Genomic DNA, 23732 nt, shown 5'->3' with positions numbered 1-23732 from the left:
ATGCGTGCGACTGTTCGACGACACTCGCAATTTCCCGACAAAGGGTTTCCCCGTAGCGCAAAGCGGCGCACAATCAGCGGCAACCAGCCGCACCCCCGGACACCCCGAGCGGCGGACAGCCGGCAACGCGGCGGCATCGCGCACAGCGCGTGAGCCGCACGGAGTGTCGCTTGCTGAGCTACGCTTGACGTTTGATCAACCGCTTTGACATCGCACCGACCATGCCTCAATTCCAGCAACAGGACATCCTCGAGATCGCACAAGGCCCGTCGCGGCTGCGCTTTGCGCCACAAGCCGGCGGCCGGCTGCTGTCTTGGGAGATCGACGGCAGCCCCGTCATTTTCTGGCCCGACCATGCGGACTGGAGCCATCCCGCGAAAATCCGCGGCGGCAACCCGTTGCTGTTTCCGTTCCTCGGCCGTCATTTCGTCGACGGGCGCATCGGCGAATGGCGCGACCGGCAAGGCACGGTGCGCGCGTTGCCGATGCACGGCTTCGCGCGCGATATGGCGTTCGACGCGGCGCTCGACGAAGCGCGCGCAACCGTGCGCATGACGCTTACCGATAGCGAAGCAACGCGCACCGGCTACCCGTTCGGCTTCCGCTTCGACGCGACGTACCGGCTCGTCGATACGCACACGCTCGACGTCGAGCTGACCACGTCGAACACCGGCGACACCGCCCTGCCGTACTACGCCGGCCATCACTTCTACTTCGCGCTACCGCATACGCAGCGCAATGAGACGGTGCTCGAACTGCCGTGCACCGAAACGCGCTATCAGTTGCCGGACGGCTCGCTCGCGGCGCCCGAGCCCGGCGAGCCGAGCTACCGGCTCGACGAAGACCGTATCCTCGATCGCTTCCACTGTCTGAAGGGCGCGGCCGCGCATCCGGTGCGTCTGGTTCAGCTCGGATTGAATCGCAGCATCACGATCGATCTGCAGCGTCCGGGTTCGGTGCCCTGGTTCGCCGTCACCACGTGGACCGAAAAGCCGGAGTCGGACTTCTATTGCGTCGAGCCGTGGCTCGGCCTGCCCGATGCGATTCACAACGAAGAAGGTTTGCGCTGGCTCGAACCGGGCGAAGCGGAAACCGCGGCGCTGCGAATCTCGGTTGGCGCGTTACCGTAATCGCGGTGACGACTCCGCAGTATTCACTGAACTGAACCGCGTTAAGCGCACCCAAGCGCACTAAGCGCACTAAGCGCACTAAGCGCACTAAGCGCACCAACCGCACTGAAGCGAACTGCCGCGAACCGGGCGCATGCGCGCGACGGATGAAACCGCCGCGCGGCGCCGATTTTTCTGTGCTGCGGTGCAAAACCGTTAGAATCGAGCGTTTTCTTTTTGCCGCGTGTTCGTACGACATAAGCGCGCCAACCATTCCGGCATCGACGTAAGCCGGCATCGTCGGCCACCGCGCGGCGGCGGTTTTGCGAGGTCCAATGTTGACAACAAAAATGAGACGACTCGCCTGCGCACCTTTGGTCGCGGCGGTAGTCGCAGTGCTGGCCGCATGTGGCTCCGCTCCGGTGGGGCCGGGGTTTTACCGCGTCGAACGGGGCGACACATTGACGAAGATCGCGCGCGATAATCGGCAAGCCGTGTCGAGCATCGTGCGCTGGAACAATCTGCCGAATCCGGATTCGATCGAAGTGGGTCAGGTGCTGCGCGTCGCGCCGCCCGCCGGCACCGCGTCGGCTGCGACGTCGGCCACTACGTCGACCGCGAGCGCGCGCAGTCGAAGCGGCGCCGCTGCCGCGCCGAACAGCGCGCCAGCCGAGGCGCCGGTGAATGTCGCGAACGCGCCGCCGATCTCGCTCGTGTGGCCTGCGGCCGGCACGGTGGTCCGCCGCTTCGACGGCAAGAACTCGAAGGGGATCGATATCGCGGACACGGCCGGTACGCCGGTCGTCGCGGCGGCGTCGGGCACCGTCGTGTATGCGGGCAACGGTCTGCGCGGCTACGGCAATCTGCTGATCATCAAGCACAACGCCGACTACCTGACCGCGTACGCGCACAATCGCGCGCTGCTCGTGAAGGAAGGCCAGGCCGTGCAGCAAGGCCAGAAGATCGCGGAAATGGGCGACACCGACAATGACCGCGTGATGCTGCATTTCGAGCTTCGTTACGACGGCCGCTCGATCGACCCGTCGCGTTCCTTGCCGCCACGTTGACGGCTAAATGTGCATTGCGCGTCGTGCTTCAAGGCATCGCGCAAACGTTCGCGCGAGACGGACGCGGATGAGCCGCGCCAGCTTGCGCGGGAAAACGGCGACGGGCACCTGCGGTCGAGCACCCGCCACGGTGGCGCGCTCCGGGGAACCTGGCGCCGCATGGCAGGCTCCATTGAAAAGGGAACAGCAGATACGGCGCAAGGCCGCCGTATCGACTTTTGGATAACAGCGAGGAACGTGGAATGAAAACCGTATTGGCAGCGGCGCGCGCAATCACAGCGAGCCTTTCGATCTCCGTCGTGGCGGCGCTTGCCGGCTGCGCGAGTTCGACGACGATGACTTATCTGCCGAACGGCGATACCGGCTTCGCGATCAACTGCAGCGGCAGCGACGCGAGTTCGAACTGGGGGGAATGCTATCAGCGCGCGGGCGACGTGTGCGGCGCTTACGGCTATGAAGTGATCTCGAAGGACGTGGACAACGGCGCGACGTCGGGCGGCTCGCTCGGCGGCATCTTGGGCGCAAACGTCAAGAATCGTTCGATGGTGGTTCGCTGCAAGCAGTGACGTCCCGCGCGCGCCTAAGCGCGCGCCCTGCTGACGGCCACGCCGCCATCGCGCAAGCCCTGCAAAAAGCCCGTTTTTTGAAAAGATGCATGCGCGCGCAACCAAAAAAAGGCCCGGCACGAGGCCGGGCTAACGGGGGTTCGGCGCATATCGGCAAAGGACCGGTTTACCATGCGCCGAAACGAAATCTAGCAACGCCCCTATGTGCGTGCAATCGATTAATTGATCGAGAAATGTGAGTCGGCGCACGGATCGAAAGCCGGATAGACGGCACCGCGCTCGCTTTGGAAACCGAATTAACTCACGTTGCATGACCGCGGATTTGTTCATCGGAATGCCTGTTGCTTGAAGACCCGCATGAAATGGACATCTCGATTCGTATGCATCGAGCGATCGCTGTTCGACGCGGTCGACGCCGACACGCGTTGCACGCAACATCCGTCATTAAACCGACATGTTCGATTTGGTACGCGAGCGCACCCAGCCGTTGCTTTTGTTTCGACTGAGCATTCGATGCGTGTCGGCTCACTTCATCGAGCGACGGGATGCAGGCCGGTGTTGACACGCGTTTGACCACGCGTTTGCCAAAGAGTCGACGACGATGGTTTATAGTAACGCCCGAAAGTCTTCGCTCGATTCTCACACTGCACACGCTCCCCGCGCATTCCGATGACCTCCCCCGATACACCGCAAAGCCCGTCGCAAAGTCCGCTTTACGCCAAGCTGCTCGGCGAAACCGCAAAGATCGGCTGGTCGGAGCTCGAGCGCTTTTTTGCGCGCGGCATGCTGTTGCGCGTGGCACGCGATCTCGACCTTGTGAGCGTCGCCGAAGCGATCGCAAACGACGAAACCGAACAGGTCACCCAATGGCTCGCGTCCGGGCTTGTCGAACGCGTGCAGGCGAACACGGCCGCCGACTTCGCCGCGCGCGACCCGGAACTGTGGGCGGTCGTCGTGTCGCCCTGGGTCTGTGTGCAGGAACGCGGTTGAATACGCGGCTCAACGCGCGCGGTCAGATACTCGCCGTTAATGGCGCGCGGGTAGGACGGTCGGACAGTTGAACGCCGCCTCACATGACACGCCCTCTTCATCCGGCGCACCTGCATTGCCGGTGCGTTGGCATCGACGCGTACTCGCGCTCGCGTTCCCCATCGTCCTCGCGAATCTGACGCAACCGATTCTCGGCGCAGTCGACACCGCCGTCGCCGGCCATCTGGCCAACGCCTCGTATCTTGGCGGCGTCGCGCTCGGCGGACTCTTCTTCAACTTCGTGTTCTGGGGTTTCGGCTTTCTGCGCATGGGCACGACCGGGCTCGTCGCGCAGGCGTTCGGCGCGGGCGACCGCGCGGGCGCGCGAAGCAACGTGGTGCGTGCGCTGCTGCTCGCATTCGCGATCGGCGCCATCGTGCTCGCCGCGCAAACGCCGCTGATCGAGTACGCGATTCGCGCGCTCGGCGGCAGCGCGGCCGTGCAGCAGAATGCGCGCGCCTATTGCGGCGCACGCATCTGGGCCGCGCCGTTCGCGCTCGCGAACTACGTCGTACTGGGCTGGCTGCTCGGCACGCAGCGTGTGCGCATCGCGCTCATCACGCAGGTGTTGATCAATACTGTCAACATTGCGGCCGTGCTGCTCTACGTGTATCGCTTCGATTGGGGTGTGGCGGGCATCGGCGCGGCAACCGCGACCGCCGATACGCTCGGCTTCGCGTTCGGCGCATGGCTGTTGTGGCGCATGCGGCCGCAGGGCTTGCCGGCGATTGCGCGCAGCGAGCTGTTCGATGGCGCTGCGCTCAAACGGCTGATTGCGATCAATCGCGACATTTTCGTGCGTACGCTGTGCCTGCTGTCGTCGTACGCGTGGTTCACGCATCTGGGCGCGCGACAAGGCGATGCGACGCTCGCCGCGAACGCACTGCTGCTCAACTTTCAGACCTTCATGTCGTACGGGCTCGACGGCTTTGCGCATGCGGCGGAAGCGCTCGTCGGCGCGGCGCTCGGCGCGCGCGACCGGCACGCGTTTCGCCGTGCCGTGCAGGTCACGCTGCTATGGTCGGCGCTCGGCGCACTCGCGTTTTCGTTCGTCTACTGGATAGCAGGCGGCTGGGTCATCGCACAGTTGACCGACCAGCCGGCCGTGCGCGAGTCCGCGATGACGTATCTCGGCTGGGCCGCGTTGTCGCCGATCGTTTCGGTGTGGGGTTTTCTGCTCGACGGCGTCTTTATCGGCGCGACGCGCACGCGCGAACTGATGATGTCGATGGTCGTATCGCTTGCGGTATTCATCGCGGCTTCGTGGGCATTTGCCGGCGCCTGGGGCAATCACGCGTGGGGCAATCACGGACTGTGGGCGGCCTTGCTTGTTTTCATGGCGGCGCGCGGCATCACGCTCGCGCGCTACGTGCCGCGCATCGTGCACGGTATCGGAACCGAGCCTGCCTGAGCGCGGCCGGCTCTCTCGCGCGGTATCGGAGCGCCGCACCGTGCCGCGATGCTTGAATTTATTGGGACGATGCGTCCGGTGCTTCGATGATCTGCGGCGGCCGGTCGTCGGTCGGCACGCCGTGATAATCCGCCGGGTCTTGCGGCGGCTTGTGATGATGCAATGTCACATCATCGGCGCAGCCCGCGAGGGCCGAGAGTGTCAGGGCAAGCAGAAAAGTACGCTTCATGGGTATTCGTAGGATCGACTCGAAACATTCATACGGGGTTAGAGTCTACCCGCAAAGCCCGTCACGCGACGGCACGCTCATTCGGTAGTTCGCCGCATCTGATCTACTATGTAGAAGTAGCTAGTCAGGGCCACGATGGCCCGAGGAGGCTGCCATGGATGCCGAATCAATTGCCGGCCTGGTGGGTCTTGGCGTGGGCTTGCTGGTGCTGATCGCCCTGTCGATTTTCGAATCGAGAACCTATCGGCGCGAGCACAACGGCGAAGGCATGATGCATCACTGGCTCGCCGAGCATCACATGCTCGACTGGATGCATCGCAAGCATTGAGCGGTTCGCCGTTCGCCGCGTTCGTTTTTACCCTTTTCTGTTCGCGCCGCGCGCGTCCGTTACGTGCGGCGCGAACCGACGCCGTCCCCATCCCACAGTCCGCCGCGCAATTGCTGCCCGGCACGCCGCACGCGTTCCCCGCACTGCACCACCCCGCGCTGCACCATCCGATAGGCACACGCCTTGCTGCTCAGTCCATGTCATTGGACAGCGCGGCATCGCCCACCGCCGCGCCGTTTAACCTGCGTACCGACCGCGTGCGCGCGGGTGCGGCTCGAAGCGCCAGCGCGCGGCGGTCTGCCGAATCGAGTGGGCCGGCTCTAGTCCAATCATGGGAGAAAACAACATGACGCTCGGAACCATCCTGCTGATCGTGCTGATCCTGCTGCTGATCGGCGCCTTTCCCAGCTGGCCGTACAGCCGCGGCTGGGGCTACCAGCCGACCGGCATCATCGGCGTCGTGCTGGTCGTCGTGATCGTGCTGTTGCTGATGGGAACGATATAGCGGGTTATCGCCTGTGATGCGCGCCTGTGATGCGCGCCGGTGACGCGCGCGCTGCCGTCGCGCGTGCGCCAGGCGCGAATACGATCCCGGATTTGACGTCCGATACGAAAGCCGGATAGAATTCTCGGCTCGTCGGAGCGTAGCGCAGCCTGGTAGCGCATCTGATTTGGGATCAGAGGGTCGAAGGTTCGAATCCTTTCGCTCCGACCACTAAATACCCATGTAGCACGCGAAGTACAAAAGGCTTGCCGGAACACCGGCAAGCCTTTTTTCTTGCCTCCCCGCTTTCCGCTTTCGTCGTCAGACACGACGATCCAATATTTCTGCCTGATATTTTTGCCCGCACGGCTACCTCTGCCTGCACGGCGAGCGACGTACGTCCTCCCTCGTTCCCGCACGCGGTATATTGAGCGTCAATCAAGGCCAGTTAAGACCGCCTGCATCAAAAGGAACGCATCAAAAGGAAAGTTCGAGCAGGTATAACGCCACGCCGAGGGAGAGCCAGGATGAGACTATTCAGTCGGCCGGGTCGCGATGAGGCTGGATGTTATGTCGTGATACCGGCACGTATTGAACATACGGGACGTACGGCACATACGGGCCATCCACGATACCCGCTCAGCATCTCCACGCACGCGCGTCGCCTCATTCAATATATTCAGACGCGAGCAAGCGTTTTTGCGCCGCATCGCAACGACATATGGCTGGTCGATAGCGATGCAAAGCGCGTCCTGCGCCTGAGCGACGGCCAATACCTCGCACCAGAAAGCCTTAAAGATTCCGGATTACGCGCACTCGTCAATCCGAGCTTCCTTTTGCAGGATATCCCACCATTTCAGGCACTCGCGGACCGAGCCAAACGTGATGAGACCGCGCTTTGCGCCGTGCTCGCGTCCAACGACTATTACGGTTTTGCGTGGCGCAAAAATGCAGTCTCGGGCGATACATTGTGGTCCGTGCTACGCGCCTTGACCGCTACAACCTCGAATGCCCAGAACTGTAGTTTGAACGCAGCCCTATGCAGGCATCCGCTCCCACCCTCGGATTCAGTTCCCGTCAACTCACCGGCTCTCGATGGAATCGAAGCTAAACATGGCCCACGCGCGAGCGACGCGCCAATCCATGTCAATACGGCGTTTTTCGAACTGCTGGAGCATCGAACCGACGCTGTCGATCAACAGGCAAACGGACCCGAACACATGGTCGATGCGCTCTTGCAGCATCACCGGCACTCCGAAGTCCCATGGATATTCAACGCGCTGATCAACGAAATCGAATATCGCCTCGGTGTCGCGACGCCGCAGAGCTTCCCACCGGAGATTCATCTTTCTCTTACTGGCGCGTGCAATCTTGAATGCCGCTTCTGTGCTTACACGAAGAGCAATGCAATCTACCGATTTTCCGATCTCGAGAAAATCGCGCGACTCGATTTCTTGCGGCACGTTCGCACGCTCCGTCTCTCAAGCGGTTTGGGCGAACCCACGTTGAACAAAAGTCTGCCTGAAGTAATCGACTTCCTGGCCCGCACCTATCCGCAACTCGGCCTCAATTTTTTTACCAACGGAATTGCGCTGCATCGCCCTGGCCTGATTGAATCGTTGTTGAATCAGGTGAGATGGATCAATGTTTCTCTTAACGCCTCGAACGCGGAATCATGGAAACTGCAGCATCAGGCAGACCGTTTCGATCTCGTCTGCGGCAACCTGAAAAAGCTTAAAGATTCGAAGCGCGATAGTGGCGCGCTCTATCCACTGGTGTTTGGATCGATGGTATTAAACGGGAAAAATGTCGAAGATCTTCCGAAGATGCCCGCACTATGCCGGGAACTGGGAATTGATCGGCTAACCGCGTTTCCCTATTCCGCGTTGGGCTATCGCACCGTATCGCACACCTTCGGGCCGGAGCTGACGCTCGAAAATTTCCGCGCAGAGTACGACGCGATTTACGACGAGATTGTTCATGAAGCCGCTATACATAAAGTTTCGCTGGAAATCCCGTCACCCCTGACTCGAAAAAAAGTACGTTTCGGTCTGGAAGTCCGTAGCTTCTACGATTTCGCCATGATCGAAAAGAATGAGTGGCAGTTAGCAAAACTGGTCGACGCATTCTTCGAACCAGCGGCGGAAGACGGCTTCTGCAGTTTCCTTTGGCGCATCGGATGCATCGGCAGCACACACAAAGGGAACAGAAACCAGCACACGTCGAACTATATGTACCCGTGTATCGGACCGCTTGCGGGCGCCGAGCTCTCCGAGGCGAACCCATTCGACTTTCCCGCGGAACACGGATTCTCCGCGCTATGGAATAACCCGGTCTTCACGCACCTGCGCGCGGCCCAGAAACAGCGCGGCATCTGCGCGGTCTGCGACAAATGCCGTTGCAGCGATTCACGCGATGCGGAGACTTTCCCGGCTTTCGAACAACTGGTGGCGGAGTTCACCTCCAAGATGGACGCGTTAGTCTCGCCGGACCAACGCAACGCGAAGATCATCCCACTCAAAGTAACGGAATCTCGATAGCGCGCTCGAGCGTCCCGCTTCGCACAGCCTGCGCGACACACTCAAACGCCTCGCCGGCGCTCTGCAGCGCTTCGTCCAGCGCACGATCATCATGGGCGTAGCAGGGCAACATGAAGCCGTTATAAGTCATGATTCCGCGTTTCAACAATTCCTGGAAATAGAGCGTCCTTTTGAGCCGGACAAGGCTCACATCGTCATCCGAAAACACGATGGTGGAACGAAATGCCGGTCCGACGCATCGTGCATTGACGCCCACTTCATCGGCTAATCGATTGATCCCTTCACGCAGCTTCTGACCATGGGCCCATACGTGCTCAGCCACAGGCTCGGCGCGGTATATTTCCAGCGCCGCCTTCGCTGCGGCGAGCGAGTAGATTTCGCCCTTGAAGGTTGGCCCGTAGTGCGTCCTGTGCATCGCACTTTCCATAATGCCTGCGCGGCCGACGAGGGCCGATAGCGGCATGCCGCCGCCGAGCGCCTTGCCGAGGCAGCATAGGTCCGGAATCACGCCGGTCGCCTTCTGAACGCTCCCGCCTGGATATCTGAAACCCGTCATGATTTCGTCGAAGACGAGTAGTGCGCCAGCGCGATGAGCCGAATCGGCAAGCAACCGGAGGAAACTCGGGTCCGCGTCCTGAGGCGAGCCTTGCGGCCCTTCGGCCGGTCCTGATGGCTCCAGCATGACAGCCGCGAGGTCGTGCTTATAAAGATCGAACAGTCGCTGGAAGTCGGCGCGGTCATTGAATTTGAACCGATGAATAATCGGGGCCTCGCGGTCCGGCACACCGCAATTTTCGAATCCGACCTGTTCGACCCACCAGTCCTGCCAACCGTGATAGCCCGAATACAAAATGATCTTGCGACCGGTATAAGCCCGTGAAAGACGCGCGGCGACCGTACAGGCGTCCGAGCCGTTCTTGCCGAACACGACGCGTTCGGCGCATGGAATGTCTTCGGTGAGCATTTCGGCGACTTCGACTTCCAACGCATGCGGTAAAGGCAAGACCGCGCCGCTATCGAGCACGTTACGCACGGCGGACTGCACGCGCGGCTCCGCGTATCCGAGCAATGCACTGCCCCAACCCATCACATAGTCGAGATAGGAGCGGTCTTCCGCATCCCAGAAACGGCATCCTTTTGAGCGAGCCACGAATAGCGGATATCGCGCATCGCCGGCGCCGACCTGGAGTCCGCCCGACGGTTGATAGTTCCACGGGCAGATGCGGTTCACCTTTTCTTGCAGCATGGCGCTTGTTGTGACCGGCGCGGCGATAACCTTGATGGCCTGCCTGTGAGGAACCGATCCTTTGTCCTGGAATCGCGCGACATTCTGTTCGATCATGTCGATCACGATTTCATGGGTACCGGCCGAGTCCGGAATCTGTAAGGGCAACCGGACATGCACATGTTGCCCCGGGTGGATTTCCGCAGCGGGTAAAGCGTGGGTTACCGCGATTCGACCGTCGATCCACACGGTCAGGTCCACGTTTTTTCCTTCAGGCTCCTCGCGCACCCAGATCCAATCCGACGTGTTGCGAACACTGACCCGCAAACTCCACATCATCCCGGCCGCTATTTCCGCCGGAAGATTGACATCGAAATACTCGGCCGCATAGGTGCGCACGGACCGTTTGAGTACGCGGGCAACTACTCTACCTGGACTGGGAATGAGCATATTTCCAGATCCTCATCAGAAGCGTGCTGGATGTCGGTTCCAACCGATTTCAAAAAGAGCTGGAGGCTATAACAACCCGGTTCGCGAGGCGCCGTCATTTCAAAAGAAAAATGCGTGCGGGTATTCGGTTCCACTTCATGGCGTAACGCCACCGCCTGTTGCGCATGACCTATTTTCGCCACGAGGTTGAGTCCCGTGTATTTCGTCCAGTGGTTCGCGGGAATCCATTTCACGGCCCCGGCGTTTTCCCACCACACGCGGCACAACTGCGACGCGCCGCGGCTCCACGTCGCCGGAATCTCGGCCAGAATGGACTTCGCACTCCACGGGCCACGCGGTTGCTGTTCCGCGATGGCGGACGGCGTCAACGGAAGCTTGCCTGCCTGCTTGAGTTCGACCATCGCGGCGTGAACGTGCATCAGTTCGCGCTTGACGTCGAGTCCCGCCGGGCATTCGCAGGTCACGTTGTCGCACGTGCCGCACGTCGAAGCCTCGTCGGGGTGCAAGTGAAAATACTGCAACCGATCGAGCGTTTCGAATGTCTCGGCGCCGATACCCGAGATATACGCATCGCGAAACAGCCATGAAACAGGGAGTTTCCGGCTGCACAACGCATCGCAGTAGCCGCACCGGGTGCACAGGCTTTGCACCATCCCGGCACTTGCCGACTCGACTTTCTTCTCCTGTTCAGCATTGATCCGCGGTTCCGCAAAACCCGCTTTTGCATTCTCCTCGGCCTCTTCGACCGACGCCGTCCCAGGAACGACTGCCGTGACATCGGGGTCCTCCAGCAGATATCGCAGGATCTCGCCGGCGGCAAGCGGGTTCTGTTCCGCGCTAAAACGAACGCGCGACGGAAACGCTTTGCCCGGGCACGCAAGCCCGCCGCCGAGCGACTTCATCAGCAAGATCGAAACATTGTGCTGGCGGGCGAGGGGGAAAATTTCGAGCTTGTTTCGCGGCACATTTTCGAATGTGGCGGGCGGCTCCGGAAAGTAAGACAGCGCGTGGAATCCGAGCGTGTTGTAGGCAAGCAGGATCGAGTCGAATACGCGTGACTCGATCAGTCTCCTGATGTATTCGGGCGTGCCGTGACTCTCCGCAAAAATCGAGCGGAGCCGCCCTTCCCGTTTTTTCCGCAGCAGGAACTCGATCATCCCACCCGGACCCCAGACGTTTTCGTTCAGGCTTTCGCGGTCTTCGACGCAAGCGATCCCGAACACGTCCAACGTTTTCTTTTTAGCCCGCAAGCAGGCCATCTCGAACAGCCATTCGAAGTGGGCAGGATTGCCGTATCCCTGCGTAAAGACCATCACGCGCCGCCCCGACTCTTCGATGGCCTGCGCGACGAGATCCTCCGCGCCTTCGTAGTCGGGGGCCGTGTGGACGAAATTGACGCCCAGTTCGAAGCCTCGCTTCAAGGTCTCGACTGCCTGTCGTTGCGGCACCATACGCAACTGGCAAGTGCCGAATCCGACCGCGCTAACCTTGAGGCCACTGTTTCCCAACGGTTTGTACCGCATGCCTTGGGCAGACGGTCGAAGCTTCCAGCGCGATGGGTTCCACTCCACTCTGTCCACCTCGTTCCGGGGGTTGCGCACACGCTCATGCGACGGCGCTGCGATATGGCGAGTTGTACGCCATTGCGATAAGTGGAACAAGTTTCGTGCGGGGCATAGCCAATCTATATGCCCGACAAATACATAGAGGCATCTGCGGAACCTCCACCCGCCGCACGTCGTCCTCCCGCAACACCGCCTCCCTTCCCTTGCACGGCCGCCATTCCGCATGCGACATTGCCCTGTCGACCGAGTCGCATCGAACGTTCGCCCTGAAGCGCATTCAAGCTTATGGAGGCATGCAATGAACCTGATTCTCTGGCGTCACGCCGAAGCGGAAGACACCGCATCGAGCGATCTCGCCCGCCAACTGACACCGCGCGGCCGCAAGCAGGCGCAGGCCGGCGCCAAATGGCTGCGCGCCCGCATCGAGCACGACGCGGTGATTCTCGTCAGCCCCGCCACGCGCACCATCCAGACCGTCGAGACGCTGACCGACCAATATCGCGTGGTTCGCGAAATCGCGCCCGACGCGAGCGCGTCCGACGTGCTCGGTGCGGCCGGCTGGCCCGACGGCGTCGCGCCGACCGTCATCGTGGTCGGCCATCAGCCAACGCTCGGCCATGTCGCCGCCCGCCTCGTCGCGAAGAGCGGCGACAGCTGGGCAATCAGGAAAGGCGGCATCTGGTGGATCGAGAGCCGCGCGCGCGGCGGCGACCTCGAAGCCGTGCTGCGCGCGGCGATCAGCCCCGATCTCATCTGATCTGAATGGAATTCCGATCTTCCGCTTACCCGGAACCATACGAACAGGAGTGTGTCAACCTTACGCGAAGTCATCGAATCGTCACAGCATTGCCACGCAAACGTCACTGCTCGTTACTACATTGGCGAGCAAAGCGCAATCCTCACCTTTTCGACCAGGAACGCCACAATGCGAGAACTGCCGACGCCTACTCTGCCCTTCGCTTCGATCCCGCTTGAGCCGCGCCGCCGTCTCCCACGCACCGAGGAAACCGTTACCCCGCAACACCGCCTGCAAGTGTCGTGGGTCCGCTCCGATGAGGAACTTCGCGAAGCGCAGCGTCTGCGTTACCGCGTGTTCGCCGACGAAATGGGTGCGCGTCTGACGGGACCCGCCGGCCTTGATGTTGACGCATTCGATGCCTATTGCGATCACCTGACTGTGCGCGATCTCGACACGCTGCAAGTGGTCGGCACCTACCGCGTGCTGCCGCCGCACCAGGCAGCGCGTATCGGCCGCCTCTACGCGGAAGGCGAATTCGACGTGTCGCGCCTCACGCATCTGCGTTCGAAAATGGTCGAAGTCGGCCGTTCCTGCGTGCATGCCGACTACCGCAGCGGTTCGGTGATCATGTCGTTGTGGGCGGGCCTCGCCTCGTACATGCAGCAGAATGGCTACGAAACGATGCTCGGCTGCGCGAGCGTGCCGATGGGCGATGGCGGTCACTACGCGGCGAACCTGTACAAGTCGCTGCGCGACTCGGAACTGACCGCGCCCGAATACCGCGCATTCCCGCATACGCCGCTGCCCTACGACGATCTGCAAACGGGCGCGAAGGTCGCACCGCCGCCGCTGATCAAGGGTTACCTGCGTCTTGGCGCCAAAATTTGCGGCGCACCGGCCTGGGATCCCGACTTCAACGCAGCCGACTTCCTGACGCTGTTCCGTCTGTCGGAAATCAACGCGCGCTATGCACGCCACTTCCTCGGCGACGCACTGCCACGCTGATGCTGATTGACCGAAGCGCCGTTGCTTGTCGCGTATTCGCGGCAAGCAAGCGCTAACATCGCGCCTTGCAGACGCCCAGGTGTCTGCGAAAAAAATGGCCCGGCAAATTAATTTTTGCCGGGCCATTTTGCTATCTGAGCGAGTGACTGCGCATGGCGATCGCTCGATCATTCGTCTGGTCGTCGCGCTTTTTTAGTCGCGCGTTTTAGTCTCGTTCGCCGGTCCCTTAGTCATCCGTATAAACAACCCGATACGGCGTGCGGATCTTCTCCCACTCCGCCGCTTCCTGGCTCAGGCTGTAGTCGGTCAACGGATTATTCGCGACCCACGCATTCGGCAGACGCACTTCGTAACCGCCATTCGCCTGAGCAACCACGATTTCGGGCAGTCCGACATCGGCGCGCCGCCGGCACAGCAGCGCCGCGAGGCGCAGACAGAACAGCAGCGGCCACTCCACGTCGCGTGTCTGCGCGAGCTTGCCGAGTTTGCCCGCATGGCCGAGCACGAGCGCCGCGACGCGCGCCTGATCGGTGCGCGAGAAACCTGGCATATCCGCGTTGCTCGCGATATAGGCGGAATGCTTGTGATACGCGCTATGCGAAATCGACAACCCGATTTCGTGCAGCGCAGCGGCCCAGCCGAGGAACATCCGGTTTTCCTCGCGGTGTTCCGGGTCCGGCTCGTCGAGCTGATCGTAGAAGCGAATGGCCAGTTCGCCGATCCGCCCCGCCTGCGCGCGATCGACGCCATAGCGCCGCATAAACCCTTCGACCGTGACCGTGCGCATGTCCTGATGCTGCGAGCGCCCGAGCAGGTCGTACAGCACGCCGAGGCGCAGCGCGCCGTCGGTCGTGTCCACATAGTCGACGTCGAGCTCTTCGAACACGGCCAGCATGATCGACAGGCCGCCCGCGAGCACCGGGATGCGATCGGGCTTGAGCGCAATCAGCTTCAGCCGGTTGACGTTTTCCGCCTTGATCAGCGCGCGCTTCAGGCGCTCGAGACCGATGCGCGAAATACCATGCGTGATGCCCGCATCGTTGAAGCCATTGGCCTCGACCAGTTCCGCGAGCGCCCGCGCGGTGCCGGACGAACCGATCGCCTGTTCCCAGCCGGTCTTTTTATAGTCCGAGGAGATGATCTGGATTTCGCGCGACGCGGCGAGCTCCGCCTGGCGCATCGTGTATTCGTCGACGTTGCCGGCCGGGAAGAACGCACGGCTATGGCTCACGCAGCCGATATAGAGGCTTTCCATCTTGATCGGTGTGTAATGCGAGCCGATGATGAATTCCGTCGAGCCGCCGCCGATATCGACCACCAGCCGTTTGCCCGCGCTCGCCGGTACCGAGTGTGCAGCACCCGCATAGATGAGCCGCGCTTCCTCGCGGCCCGCGATCACTTCGATCGGAAATCCGAGCGCCGCTTCCGCTTCTGCAAGAAATTCGCCCGCGTTCTTCGCGACGCGCAGCGTGTTTGTGGCCACGGCCCGCACGTGATCGGGATGAAAATCGCGCAACCGTTCGCCGAAGCGCCGCAGCGCATCCCAGCCACGCACCTGCGATGCGCGATCGAGCATCTTGTCGCGCGAGAGGCCGGCGGCGAGCCGCACTGGTTCACGCAGCGCGTCGACCTGGTAGATCTGGCTGCCCGCGTCGGTTTCCTCGACGCGCCCCACGATCAGGCGGAAGCTGTTCGAACCGAGATCGACCGATGCGAGCAATGGCGGATTGTTAGCCATCGATTGTGAGGACTCCATGCGCGCGGACGAGACGCTCAAACTCGCGCTCGCCCTGTTGAAAGGCGCCATTTTAAGCATACTGGTTCCCATCATGTCACCTCACGGACGGTCGTCCGGGACATGTTCGCAAATACCTGCGTCATATTTGCGACACGTGGGTCAGTTAGCGATAAAATTTGAGAGATGTGTAAACGTCACAAAAATACCATCAATCTGTGAGAATTTCCGAGCGTCCTTTCGAATCCTATTGCGCATCATCGCCTCTGCCGATGTCCATCCGCTACCCTCTTCTGAATCGCGAGCTGGGCATTCTGGGTTTCAACGAGCGCGTACTCGCGCAGGCCGCCGATCCGGCCGTCCCATTGCTCGAACGTCTACGCTTTATCTGCATTACCAGCAGCAACCTCGACGAGTTCTTTGAAATCCGCATGGCCGGATTGCAGGAGCAGATGCGCGACAATCCCGGCGCGCTGTCGCCGGACGGCATGTCGTTACAGCATGCCTACGATCTCGTGGCCGAACGCGCGCAAAAACTCGTGCACCGCCAGTACGCCATGCTGCATGAGACGGTCCTGCCCGCGCTCGAAGACGAAGGCATCTATTTCCACGGCACCGAAGCGTGGAGCGAAGCCCAGACGGAATGGGCGCGCAGCTATTTCGTCGACGAACTGCTGCCGGTACTCACGCCGATCGGGCTCGATCCCGCGCACCCTTTTCCGCGCGTGCTGAACAAGAGCCTGAACTTCGTCGTCGAACTCGAGGGCAAGGATGCGTTCGGCCGCCAGGCGGTGATGGGCATCGTGCAGGCGCCGCGCGCGCTGCCGCGACTCGTGCGCATGCCGCAGGAGCTGTCCGGCTATCCGCACGGCTTCGTGCTGCTGAGCTCGCTGATGCAGCGCTTCGTCAACGAGCTGTTCCCGAATCTGATGGTGCGCAGCTGCAACCAGTTTCGGATCACGCGCAACAGTGAGTTGTTCGTCGACGAGGACGAAATCACGAACCTGCGCGTCGCGCTGCAGGGCGAACTGCCGGCACGGCATCTGGGCAACGCGGTGCGGCTCGAAGTATCGGCCGATACGCCCGCGCATATGGTGCAGCGCCTCCTCGACGAAAGCGGCCTGTCGGAGAAGGACTGCTACCGCGTCGACGGCCCCGTGAATCTTGTGCGGCTGATGCAGTTGCCCGAGATGGTCGACCGTCCGGACCTCAAGTTCGTCCCACATATTCCGGCGACGCCGTCGCAAATCGCGACGAGCGCGAACCTGTTCGACGTGATCGACCAGGGCGACGTGCTGCTCCATCATCCGTACGAAAGCTTCCAGCCGGTGCTCGAGTTGCTGCTGCAGGCCGCGAAGGACCCGAACGTCGTCGCGATCAAGCAGACCATCTATCGCACCGGCACCGACTCGCCGCTGATGGATGCGCTGATGCAGGCGGCGCGTAACGGCAAGGAAGTGACGGTCGTCGTCGAACTGCTCGCGCGCTTCGACGAGGAAACCAACATCAACTGGGCGTCGCAGCTCGAAGCGGTCGGCGCGCACGTCGTGTATGGCGTGGTCGGCCACAAGTGCCACGCGAAGATGATGCTGATCGTGCGGCGCGTGTCCGAGGCCGGCAAGTCGATGCTCAAGCGCTACGTGCACCTCGGCACCGGCAATTACCATCCGCGCACCGCGCGTCTTTACACCGACTTCGGCTTGATGACGGCCGATCAGAAGATCTGCGAAGACGTGCATCACGTGTTCCAGCAACTGACCGGCATCGGCGGCGAGTTGGCGTTGCACGAACTGTGGCAGTCGCCGTTCACGCTGCATCCGCGTCTTGTCGAAGCGATTCGCAACGAGGCCGAGCATGCGCGCGCCGGCAAGCGCGCACGCATCGTCGCGAAGATGAATGCGCTACTCGAGCCGACCGTGATCACCGAGTTGTATGAGGCGTCGCAGGCGGGCGTGAAGATCGATCTGATCGTGCGCGGCGTGTGTGCGTTGCAGCCCGGCGTACCAGGGCTGTCGGAGAACATTACGGTGCGCTCGATCGTCGGACGCTTTCTCGAGCATCACCGCATCTTCTATTTCTACGATGGCGGCAAGGAACAGGTCTATCTGTCGAGCGCCGACTGGATGGACCGCAATTTCTTCCGCCGTGTCGAAGTCGCGTTCCCGATCAATAACCGGCGGCTGAAGCGGCGCGTAATCGCGGAAGGCCTGTCGGCTTTCCTCGGCGATAACCAGGCTGCATGGCTCATGCAAAGCGACGGCCACTATCGCCGGCGCCGGCCGGGCAAGTCGTCGCGCAATGCGCAGATGAGCCTGTTGACGAAGTTCTGTTCGTAAGACGGCGCGGCAACGGCTCAGGTGAGCGGTTGCATGCGATCAGATGGAAAAAAGCCCGCTGTGCATCGATGCAAGCGGGCTTTTCTGTGCAAGCGACGATCTCGCGCAATTCGCTTAGACCGGCGCCGGCTGCCGCCGCGCCGTGCGGAACGCGGGGAAGCGCGCGGTAAACGTGCTGCCGCGCCCTTCTTCGCTCTTCACTTCGAGTTGCGCATCGTGACGCTGCAGCACGTGCTTCACGATGGCGAGCCCAAGGCCCGTGCCGCCCGTGTCGCGCGAACGGCTGCGGTCGACGCGATAGAAGCGCTCGGTCAGGCGCGGAATATCGGCCGCGGGAATGCCCAGGCCGCTATCGATCACCGAGAACGTTGCCTGCGCGCCGTGAATGTTCCAGTTCACGTGTATCGATCCGCCGTCGGGCGTATAGCGGATCGCGTTCGTCACCAGATTGCCGAGCGCGCTCAGTATTTCGGTCTCGACGCCGGTCACCGTCAAACCTTCATCGATATCGAACGAAACACGATGCCGGCCGGCCGACAGCGTTTCGGCGTCATCCTTCAGATGCCGCAACACCGCGCGCATATCGACCATCTGCTCGCTCGGCGGCTTGCCGTCGCCTTCCAGTGTGGCAAGCACGAGCAGGTCGCGCACGATGTGCTGCATGCGCGACGCCTGCTGCTCCATCAGTTCGAGATAGCGCGCACGTTCGGCGTCGTTAAGCGGCAGCTCGCGCATCGTTTCGAGAAAGCCGGACAGCACCGTGAGCGGCGTCTTCAGCTCGTGCGATACGTTCGCGACGAAATCGCGGCGCATCGAGTCTGTGCGCTCGAGCTCGGTGATGTCCTGCGACAGCACGAGCTTGCGATTTTCGCCGTAGGGGAACACCTGCACCGACAGCACGTTCTGCCGCCGCTCGCCCATGCCGCGCATGATCAGCATCTCTTCGTAGTGGTGCGAGTTCAGGTAGCGGACGAAGTCGGGCTGACGCACGAGATGCGTGATGTGCTGACGCAGATCGCGTTTCGCATCGAGTCCGAAATGCTGCTCGGAGATCGCGTTACACCATTCGATCTGGTCGTGATCGTCAAGCATGGCGACGCCGTTTGGCGATGCCTGGATGGCCTGAATAAAACGCGAGTGCTGCTGCTCGACCTGGCGCACCTGCGCGTGCCAGCGCTTCGCGAGCTTATGCAGCCGGTAGTAGATTTCGCCCCAGATGCCGGGCGCGCTCGGCACTTCACCGTACACGGGCGCGTCGAGCAGACGCCAGAGCTGCTGCTTGTGAAATGTGCTGAAGATGCCCTGCGCGAGCAGCACGACGATCGCGAGAATCAGCGCGGCCTTGACGCCTGCAATCGCCCCGACCGCCGCACATAGAACAGCGAGCAGCACGAGCGAAACAAGGGAGCGCGCCCAGATGGTGTTCATGTTCAGCGATCGAAGAAGTAACCGGGAGCTGCGCTTAAGGCGCGCGCAGCCTGCGCGTTCTGTGCGTCTTTCGCCGCTTTAGCCGCTTGTTGCAGCTTGTGCCGTTGGATATTGGAAACGCTTAAGCGCTTTTCGCGAGCCGATAACCGCTGCCGCGAACGGTTTCAATCATAGCATCGCAACCGGCCGGTTTAAGGGCGGCGCGCAGACGCTTGATATGCACGTCGACGGTCCGCTCTTCGACGAACACGTGGTCGCCCCACACCTGGTCGAGCAGTTGCGTGCGGCTGTGCACGCGCTCCGGATGCGTCATGAAGAAATGCAGCAGACGGAATTCGGTCGGTCCGAGATCGAGCTTGATCTCGCTGCCCTGCGCATGCGCGGCGACGCGATGCGTGGACGGATCGAGCTTCAAACCATTGATCGCGACGACATCCTCGGTCAGCTGCGGCGCGCGGCGGCGCAACACCGCCTTGATGCGCGCCATCAGTTCCTTCGGCGAAAACGGCTTCGTTACATAGTCGTCGGCGCCGATTTCGAGGCCGAGCACCTTGTCCTGCTCATCGCCGCGCGCGGTCAGCATGATGATCGGAATATGCTTCGTGCGTTCGTTGTTGCGCAGGTCGCGGGCGAATGCAATGCCCGATTTGCCCGGCAGCATCCAGTCGAGCAGGACGAGGTCGGGCAGTACGTCGCTAATCAGGTTTTGCGCCTGTTCCGCGTTATAGGCGCGGATCGGGCAGTGTCCTGCGTGTTGAAGATTCACCGAAATCAGTTCGGAAATCGCGGGTTCGTCTTCGATGATAAGAATACTGCTGGGCATCTGTGCCTCGTGAGCTCTTAACAGAAATTCGATCAGGGGCGGTGACCGACCACGCTAGCACGGTGGCTAGGGTGTTCAGCTGAGCGCCTCTCGCTCGAGCGCGTCGCGCGACTTGTGCCGCACATCCGTGCCCTTCACGATGTAAATGATGAATTCCGCGATGTTCTTCGCGTGGTCGCCGATCCGTTCGATCGCCTTCGCGATGAACAGGAAGTCGAGGCCCACCGAAATCGAACGCGGATCTTCGGTCATGTACGAGATCAGCTTGCGCACAAAGGCGCGGAATTCCTCGTCGATCGCCTTGTCGTCGCGCACGATCTGCGCGGCCGCCACCGTATCGAGACGCGCGAACGCATCGAGTGCGCGGCGCAGGATCGAGACGGCCATTTCGCCCGACAGCTTGATCTCGGCGATATTGATCGTGCGCGATGCGCCGTCTTCCATCAGGCGCTTGGTGCGCTTCGCGATCTTCTCAGCTTCGTCGCCGGCGCGCTCGAGATTCGTGATGGTCTTCGAAATCGCGAGCAGCAGGCGCAGGTCGCGTGCGGCCGGCTGGCGGCGCGCGATGATGTTGCTGCACTCTTCGTCGATTTCGACTTCCATCACGTTCAGACGGTCTTCGGCCGCGATCACCTTTTCGGCGACCTCGAGGTCGAAGTTGTTGAGCGCGTTCATCGCGTCGACGATCTGCGCTTCGACGAGGCCGCCCATTTCGAGCACCTTCGACGAAAGCAGGTTCAGGTCGGCGTCGAACTGACTGGACAGGTGTTTATCGGACATGACGTACTCCCTTCGCTAGCCTCGTTGCCATCAATCAACCGAAACGGCCGGTGATGTAGTCTTCGGTTTCCTTACGCACCGGCTTGATAAAGATCTTTTCGGTGTCGCCGAACTCGATCAATTCACCCAGGTACATATAAGCAGTGTAGTCCGAACAACGCGCGGCCTGCTGCATGTTGTGCGTCACGATGACCACCGTGTAATCGCTCTTCAGCTCGGCGATCAGTTCTTCGATACGGCCCGTCGAAATCGGGTCGAGCGCCGAGCACGGCTCGTCGAGCAGCAGCACTTCCGGACGGATCGCAATGCCGCGCGCGATGCACAGACGCTGCTGCTGACCACCGGACAGGCCGTAACCGCTCTGGCCGAGTTTATCTTTCACTTCGTTCCACAGCGCCGCTTTCGTGAGCGCCCATTCAACACGGTCGTCCATTTCCGAGCGCGTGAGCGTCTCGAACATCTTCACACCGAACGCGATGTTGTCGTAGATCGACATCGGGAACGGCGTCGGCTTCTGGAACACCATGCCGATACGCGCGCGCAGCAGCGAAATATCGCGCTTCGTCGTGAGCAGATTCTCGCCGTCCATCAGGATTTCGCCTTCGGCGCGCTGCTCGGGATAGAGCGCATACATCTTGTTGAACGTGCGCAACAGCGTCGACTTGCCGCAACCCGACGGGCCGATGAACGCGGTCACCTTGCCTTCGGGAATATGCAGGTTGATGTTCTTCAGCGCGTGATACTTGCCGTAGAAGAAGTTCAGATTGTTGACTTCGATCTTGGGCCGCGAAGGCGCATGTGCCTGGCCGTTCTGGGCGGGATCGAAACCTGCCGGCGCGGCCGGACGTTCGACGGGATTCAGGTGACTTTCTGCCATGTTCATCGGATCGCTCCGCCCTTACTTATTCGAGAAGATCGTACGCGCGAGGATATTCAATCCAAGCACACCGAGCGTAATGAGGAACACACCCGCCCATGCGAGCGACTGCCACTGCGCGAACGGGCTCATCGCGAACTTGAAGATCGTGACGGGCAGGTTCGCCATCGGCTGGTTCATGTCCCACGTGAAGAACTGATTCGACAGCGCCGTGAAGAGCAGCGGCGCGGTTTCGCCGGCAATCCTCGCAACCGCGAGCAGCACGCCGGTCACGATGCCCGCGAGCGACGCTTTCAGCGTGATCGACAGCACCATCTTCCACTTCGGCGTACCGAGCGCGAAAGCCGCTTCACGCAATGCGTTCGGCACGAGCTTCAGCATGTTCTCGGTCGTGCGGATCACGATCGGAATCTGCAGCAGGCCGAGCGAGACGACGCCGGCCCAGCCGCTGAAGTGGCCCATCTTCGCGACGACGAGCGCATAGACGAACAGACCGACCACGATCGACGGCGCCGACAGCAGGATGTCGTTGATAAATCGCGTGATGCTTGCAAGCGGACCCTTCTGGCCGTATTCGGCGAGATAGACGCCGGCCATGATGCCGATCGGCGTGCCGATCACGGTGGCCAGCACGCACAGCAGCAGGCTGCCGACGATCGCGTTCGCGAGACCGCCGCCATCGGTGTTCGGCGGTGGCGTGGACTGCGTGAAGAGTTCGATCGAGAGGCCACCGACGCCGAGACGCAGCGTCGTGTAGAGAATCCAGACCAGCCACAGCAGGCCGAACGCCATCGCCGCGAGCGACAGCGTGAGCGCGACCGCGTTGGTGACCCGGCGGCGCTTCTGCAGCCTGTTGCGGGTTTTTTCGAGCGTGGCCGCGTCGGCCATGCCCGGCATGTTCAGAGGCTGGCTCATCGCTTGGTGCCCTCCCCTTTCTCGAGACGCAGCAGCATCAGTTTGGAAATCGCGAGCACGATGAACGTGATCACGAACAGGATCAGACCGAGTTCCATCAGCGCCGCCGTATGCAGGCCCGGCCCGGCTTCGGCGAACTCGTTGGCGAGCGCCGACGTGATGCTGTTGCCAGGCGAGAACAGCGACACGTTGTCGAGCAGGTTCGTGTTACCGATCACGAACGTCACCGCCATCGTCTCGCCGAGCGCGCGACCAAGACCGAGCATGACGCCACCGATCACGCCGTTCTTCGTGAACGGCAGCACGATCTTCCACATCACTTCCCACGTCGTGCAGCCGATGCCGTATGCCGATTCCTTCAGCAGCACAGGCGTGACTTCGAACACGTCGCGCATCACCGAGGCGATGTACGGGATGATCATGATCGCGAGAATCACACCGGCGCACAGGATACCGATGCCGATCGGCGCGCCCTTGAACAGCGCGCCGACAATCGGCACACCCGAGAGCAGCGTGCCGAGCGGCTTTTCGAACCACTCCGCGAAAATCGGCGCGAAAACCAGCAGACCCCACATGCCGTAGACGATCGACGGAATCGCGGCGAGCAGTTCGATCGCGATGCCGAGCGGCCGGCGCAACCACGCGGGCGACAATTCAGTGAGAAACAGCGCAATGCCGAAGCTAACCGGCACAGCGATGATGAGCGCAATGATCGACGTCGCGATCGTGCCGTAAATCGGCACCAGCGCGCCGAACTGCTCCGAGGGTGGATCCCAGTCGGCCGTCCAGAGGAAGCTAAAACCGAACTTCTCGATGGTCGGCAGTGACGCGATGATCAGCGACACAATAATGCCACCGAGCAACAATAAGGTAACGATAGCGGCAAGCCGCGCAAGGCCGCCGAAGATAACGTCGCCGGAGCGGCTGGGTGCCTTCTGCTGCGCTGCGCTGCCTGGCGGGTTCGACACAATTGGAATGTCGGACATGGGAGCCTGTCGAAACTGTTTCCGGATGCCGCGCGGCAGGATGCCGGACAGCGTGTACTGCGGTGTTCTGCGGGTTACTGCATGCCCGCGCGTGGTGCGATGCTG

General features: G+C 61.5%; 21 protein-coding genes and 1 tRNA gene. 12 read left to right on the top strand and 10 right to left on the bottom strand.

The features are described 5' to 3' along the window. Positions 1-221: 221 nt before the first annotated feature. The 5 genes from KZJ38_RS07800 to KZJ38_RS07780 all read left to right on the top strand — a co-directional run bounded on the left by KZJ38_RS07800 (position 222) and on the right by KZJ38_RS07780 (position 5182). Positions 222-1130 carry an aldose epimerase family protein gene (locus tag KZJ38_RS07800; protein ID WP_219799520.1) on the top strand — a complete coding sequence of 303 codons (909 nt, stop codon included), beginning with the start codon at positions 222-224 and terminating at the stop codon, positions 1128-1130. 314 nt (positions 1131-1444) lie between these two features. Beyond that, the gene (locus tag KZJ38_RS07795) at positions 1445-2176 is read left to right on the top strand and encodes a peptidoglycan DD-metalloendopeptidase family protein (protein WP_219799519.1); all 732 of its coding nucleotides are present in this window, start codon (positions 1445-1447) and stop codon (positions 2174-2176) included. A 242-nt stretch (positions 2177-2418) separates the two neighbouring features. Next, on the top strand, positions 2419-2742 hold the full coding sequence (locus KZJ38_RS07790) for a hypothetical protein (protein WP_219799518.1): 324 nt from the start codon (positions 2419-2421) through the stop codon (positions 2740-2742). 669 nt (positions 2743-3411) lie between these two features. Then, a complete protein-coding gene (locus KZJ38_RS07785) occupies positions 3412-3732 on the top strand; it encodes a DUF2288 domain-containing protein (RefSeq protein ID WP_219799517.1) in 321 nt (106 codons plus the stop codon). Between the two features lie 67 nt (positions 3733-3799). Beyond that, positions 3800-5182 (top strand): MATE family efflux transporter, encoded by a 1383-nt coding sequence (locus tag KZJ38_RS07780; RefSeq protein WP_219799516.1) that lies wholly within the window; start codon positions 3800-3802, stop codon positions 5180-5182. 58 nt (positions 5183-5240) lie between these two features. On the opposite strand, the gene KZJ38_RS07775 is transcribed toward KZJ38_RS07780, so the two are convergent. Then, a complete protein-coding gene (locus tag KZJ38_RS07775; protein WP_219799515.1) occupies positions 5241-5411 on the bottom strand; it encodes a hypothetical protein in 171 nt (56 codons plus the stop codon). A 154-nt stretch (positions 5412-5565) separates the two neighbouring features. Between KZJ38_RS07775 and KZJ38_RS07770 the strand changes: the two genes are divergently transcribed. The 4 genes from KZJ38_RS07770 to KZJ38_RS07755 all read left to right on the top strand — a co-directional run bounded on the left by KZJ38_RS07770 (position 5566) and on the right by KZJ38_RS07755 (position 8763). Further along, positions 5566-5739 carry a hypothetical protein gene (locus KZJ38_RS07770; RefSeq protein ID WP_219799514.1) on the top strand — a complete coding sequence of 58 codons (174 nt, stop codon included), beginning with the start codon at positions 5566-5568 and terminating at the stop codon, positions 5737-5739. A 346-nt stretch (positions 5740-6085) separates the two neighbouring features. After that, complete coding sequence (locus KZJ38_RS07765) at positions 6086-6244, top strand: DUF3309 family protein (RefSeq protein WP_075157690.1); 159 nt, start codon at positions 6086-6088, stop codon at positions 6242-6244. A 133-nt stretch (positions 6245-6377) separates the two neighbouring features. After that, positions 6378-6454, top strand: a tRNA-Pro gene (locus KZJ38_RS07760). Positions 6455-6750: 296 nt separating this feature from the next. Then, complete coding sequence (locus tag KZJ38_RS07755) at positions 6751-8763, top strand: radical SAM protein (RefSeq protein ID WP_219799513.1); 2013 nt, start codon at positions 6751-6753, stop codon at positions 8761-8763. Here the strand turns inward: KZJ38_RS07755 and KZJ38_RS07750 are convergent. Together KZJ38_RS07750 and KZJ38_RS07745 are read right to left on the bottom strand one after the other, a co-directional pair. After that, positions 8741-10387, bottom strand: a complete 1647-nt coding sequence (locus KZJ38_RS07750; RefSeq protein ID WP_219799512.1) for an aminotransferase class III-fold pyridoxal phosphate-dependent enzyme — start codon at positions 10385-10387, stop codon at positions 8741-8743. The two genes, KZJ38_RS07755 and KZJ38_RS07750, sit on opposite strands and share 23 nt — an antisense overlap. A gap of 23 nt (positions 10388-10410) precedes the next feature. After that, positions 10411-11889 (bottom strand): aldo/keto reductase, encoded by a 1479-nt coding sequence (locus KZJ38_RS07745; RefSeq protein ID WP_246641740.1) that lies wholly within the window; start codon positions 11887-11889, stop codon positions 10411-10413. A gap of 412 nt (positions 11890-12301) precedes the next feature. On the opposite strand from KZJ38_RS07745, the gene KZJ38_RS07740 reads away from it, so the two are divergent. Both KZJ38_RS07740 and KZJ38_RS07735 read left to right on the top strand, forming a co-directional pair. Then, a complete protein-coding gene (locus tag KZJ38_RS07740) occupies positions 12302-12760 on the top strand; it encodes a SixA phosphatase family protein (RefSeq protein WP_219799510.1) in 459 nt (152 codons plus the stop codon). 168 nt (positions 12761-12928) lie between these two features. After that, positions 12929-13747: a GNAT family N-acetyltransferase gene (locus tag KZJ38_RS07735; RefSeq protein WP_219799509.1), complete on the top strand. Its 819-nt coding sequence runs from the start codon at positions 12929-12931 to the stop codon at positions 13745-13747. 226 nt (positions 13748-13973) lie between these two features. Here the strand turns inward: KZJ38_RS07735 and ppx are convergent, their stop codons facing one another. Next, the gene (gene ppx, locus KZJ38_RS07730) at positions 13974-15554 is read right to left on the bottom strand and encodes an exopolyphosphatase (RefSeq protein ID WP_425518335.1); all 1581 of its coding nucleotides are present in this window, start codon (positions 15552-15554) and stop codon (positions 13974-13976) included. Positions 15555-15754: 200 nt separating this feature from the next. On the opposite strand from ppx, the gene ppk1 reads away from it, so the two are divergent. Further along, complete coding sequence (ppk1, locus tag KZJ38_RS07725; RefSeq protein WP_219799508.1) at positions 15755-17818, top strand: polyphosphate kinase 1; 2064 nt, start codon at positions 15755-15757, stop codon at positions 17816-17818. 114 nt (positions 17819-17932) lie between these two features. Here the strand turns inward: ppk1 and phoR are convergent, their stop codons facing one another. The 6 genes from phoR to pstC form a co-directional block, all read right to left on the bottom strand. Next, a complete protein-coding gene (phoR, locus tag KZJ38_RS07720; RefSeq protein WP_219799507.1) occupies positions 17933-19246 on the bottom strand; it encodes a phosphate regulon sensor histidine kinase PhoR in 1314 nt (437 codons plus the stop codon). Positions 19247-19367: 121 nt separating this feature from the next. Beyond that, positions 19368-20069, bottom strand: a complete 702-nt coding sequence (gene phoB, locus KZJ38_RS07715; protein WP_075157696.1) for a phosphate regulon transcriptional regulator PhoB — start codon at positions 20067-20069, stop codon at positions 19368-19370. Between the two features lie 75 nt (positions 20070-20144). Continuing rightward, on the bottom strand, positions 20145-20849 hold the full coding sequence (phoU, locus tag KZJ38_RS07710) for a phosphate signaling complex protein PhoU (protein WP_219799506.1): 705 nt from the start codon (positions 20847-20849) through the stop codon (positions 20145-20147). A gap of 34 nt (positions 20850-20883) precedes the next feature. Then, positions 20884-21732, bottom strand: a complete 849-nt coding sequence (gene pstB / locus KZJ38_RS07705) for a phosphate ABC transporter ATP-binding protein PstB (protein ID WP_219799505.1) — start codon at positions 21730-21732, stop codon at positions 20884-20886. A gap of 15 nt (positions 21733-21747) precedes the next feature. Then, complete coding sequence (gene pstA, locus KZJ38_RS07700; RefSeq protein ID WP_219799504.1) at positions 21748-22641, bottom strand: phosphate ABC transporter permease PstA; 894 nt, start codon at positions 22639-22641, stop codon at positions 21748-21750. Next, a complete protein-coding gene (pstC, locus tag KZJ38_RS07695) occupies positions 22638-23627 on the bottom strand; it encodes a phosphate ABC transporter permease PstC (protein ID WP_219799503.1) in 990 nt (329 codons plus the stop codon). The genes pstA and pstC overlap by 4 nt, the downstream gene beginning before the upstream one ends. Positions 23628-23732 lie beyond the last annotated feature (105 nt).

It is taken from the genome of Paraburkholderia edwinii, assembly GCF_019428685.1.
In the GTDB taxonomy this organism is placed as follows: domain Bacteria; phylum Pseudomonadota; class Gammaproteobacteria; order Burkholderiales; family Burkholderiaceae; genus Paraburkholderia; species Paraburkholderia edwinii.
The sequence above is the reverse complement of the archived record's forward strand: the minus strand, read 5'-3'. Positions and strand labels throughout refer to the sequence as shown.

Coding starts and splice junctions, on each gene's coding strand:
- KZJ38_RS07800 (WP_219799520.1), top strand. CDS start 222: ATGCCTCAATTCCAGCAACAGGACATCCTCGAGATCGCACAAGGCCCG.
- KZJ38_RS07795 (WP_219799519.1), top strand. CDS start 1,445: ATGTTGACAACAAAAATGAGACGACTCGCCTGCGCACCTTTGGTCGCG.
- KZJ38_RS07790 (WP_219799518.1), top strand. CDS start 2,419: ATGAAAACCGTATTGGCAGCGGCGCGCGCAATCACAGCGAGCCTTTCG.
- KZJ38_RS07785 (WP_219799517.1), top strand. CDS start 3,412: ATGACCTCCCCCGATACACCGCAAAGCCCGTCGCAAAGTCCGCTTTAC.
- KZJ38_RS07775 (WP_219799515.1), bottom strand. CDS start 5,411: ATGAAGCGTACTTTTCTGCTTGCCCTGACACTCTCGGCCCTCGCGGGC.
- KZJ38_RS07770 (WP_219799514.1), top strand. CDS start 5,566: ATGGATGCCGAATCAATTGCCGGCCTGGTGGGTCTTGGCGTGGGCTTG.
- KZJ38_RS07765 (WP_075157690.1), top strand. CDS start 6,086: ATGACGCTCGGAACCATCCTGCTGATCGTGCTGATCCTGCTGCTGATC.
- KZJ38_RS07755 (WP_219799513.1), top strand. CDS start 6,751: ATGAGACTATTCAGTCGGCCGGGTCGCGATGAGGCTGGATGTTATGTC.
- KZJ38_RS07745 (WP_246641740.1), bottom strand. CDS start 11,889: ATGGTGCCGCAACGACAGGCAGTCGAGACCTTGAAGCGAGGCTTCGAA.
- KZJ38_RS07740 (WP_219799510.1), top strand. CDS start 12,302: ATGAACCTGATTCTCTGGCGTCACGCCGAAGCGGAAGACACCGCATCG.
- KZJ38_RS07735 (WP_219799509.1), top strand. CDS start 12,929: ATGCGAGAACTGCCGACGCCTACTCTGCCCTTCGCTTCGATCCCGCTT.
- ppx (WP_425518335.1), bottom strand. CDS start 15,554: ATGGCGCCTTTCAACAGGGCGAGCGCGAGTTTGAGCGTCTCGTCCGCG.
- ppk1 (WP_219799508.1), top strand. CDS start 15,755: ATGTCCATCCGCTACCCTCTTCTGAATCGCGAGCTGGGCATTCTGGGT.
- phoR (WP_219799507.1), bottom strand. CDS start 19,246: ATGAACACCATCTGGGCGCGCTCCCTTGTTTCGCTCGTGCTGCTCGCT.
- phoB (WP_075157696.1), bottom strand. CDS start 20,069: ATGCCCAGCAGTATTCTTATCATCGAAGACGAACCCGCGATTTCCGAA.
- phoU (WP_219799506.1), bottom strand. CDS start 20,849: ATGTCCGATAAACACCTGTCCAGTCAGTTCGACGCCGACCTGAACCTG.
- pstB (WP_219799505.1), bottom strand. CDS start 21,732: ATGAACATGGCAGAAAGTCACCTGAATCCCGTCGAACGTCCGGCCGCG.
- pstA (WP_219799504.1), bottom strand. CDS start 22,641: ATGAGCCAGCCTCTGAACATGCCGGGCATGGCCGACGCGGCCACGCTC.
- pstC (WP_219799503.1), bottom strand. CDS start 23,627: ATGTCCGACATTCCAATTGTGTCGAACCCGCCAGGCAGCGCAGCGCAG.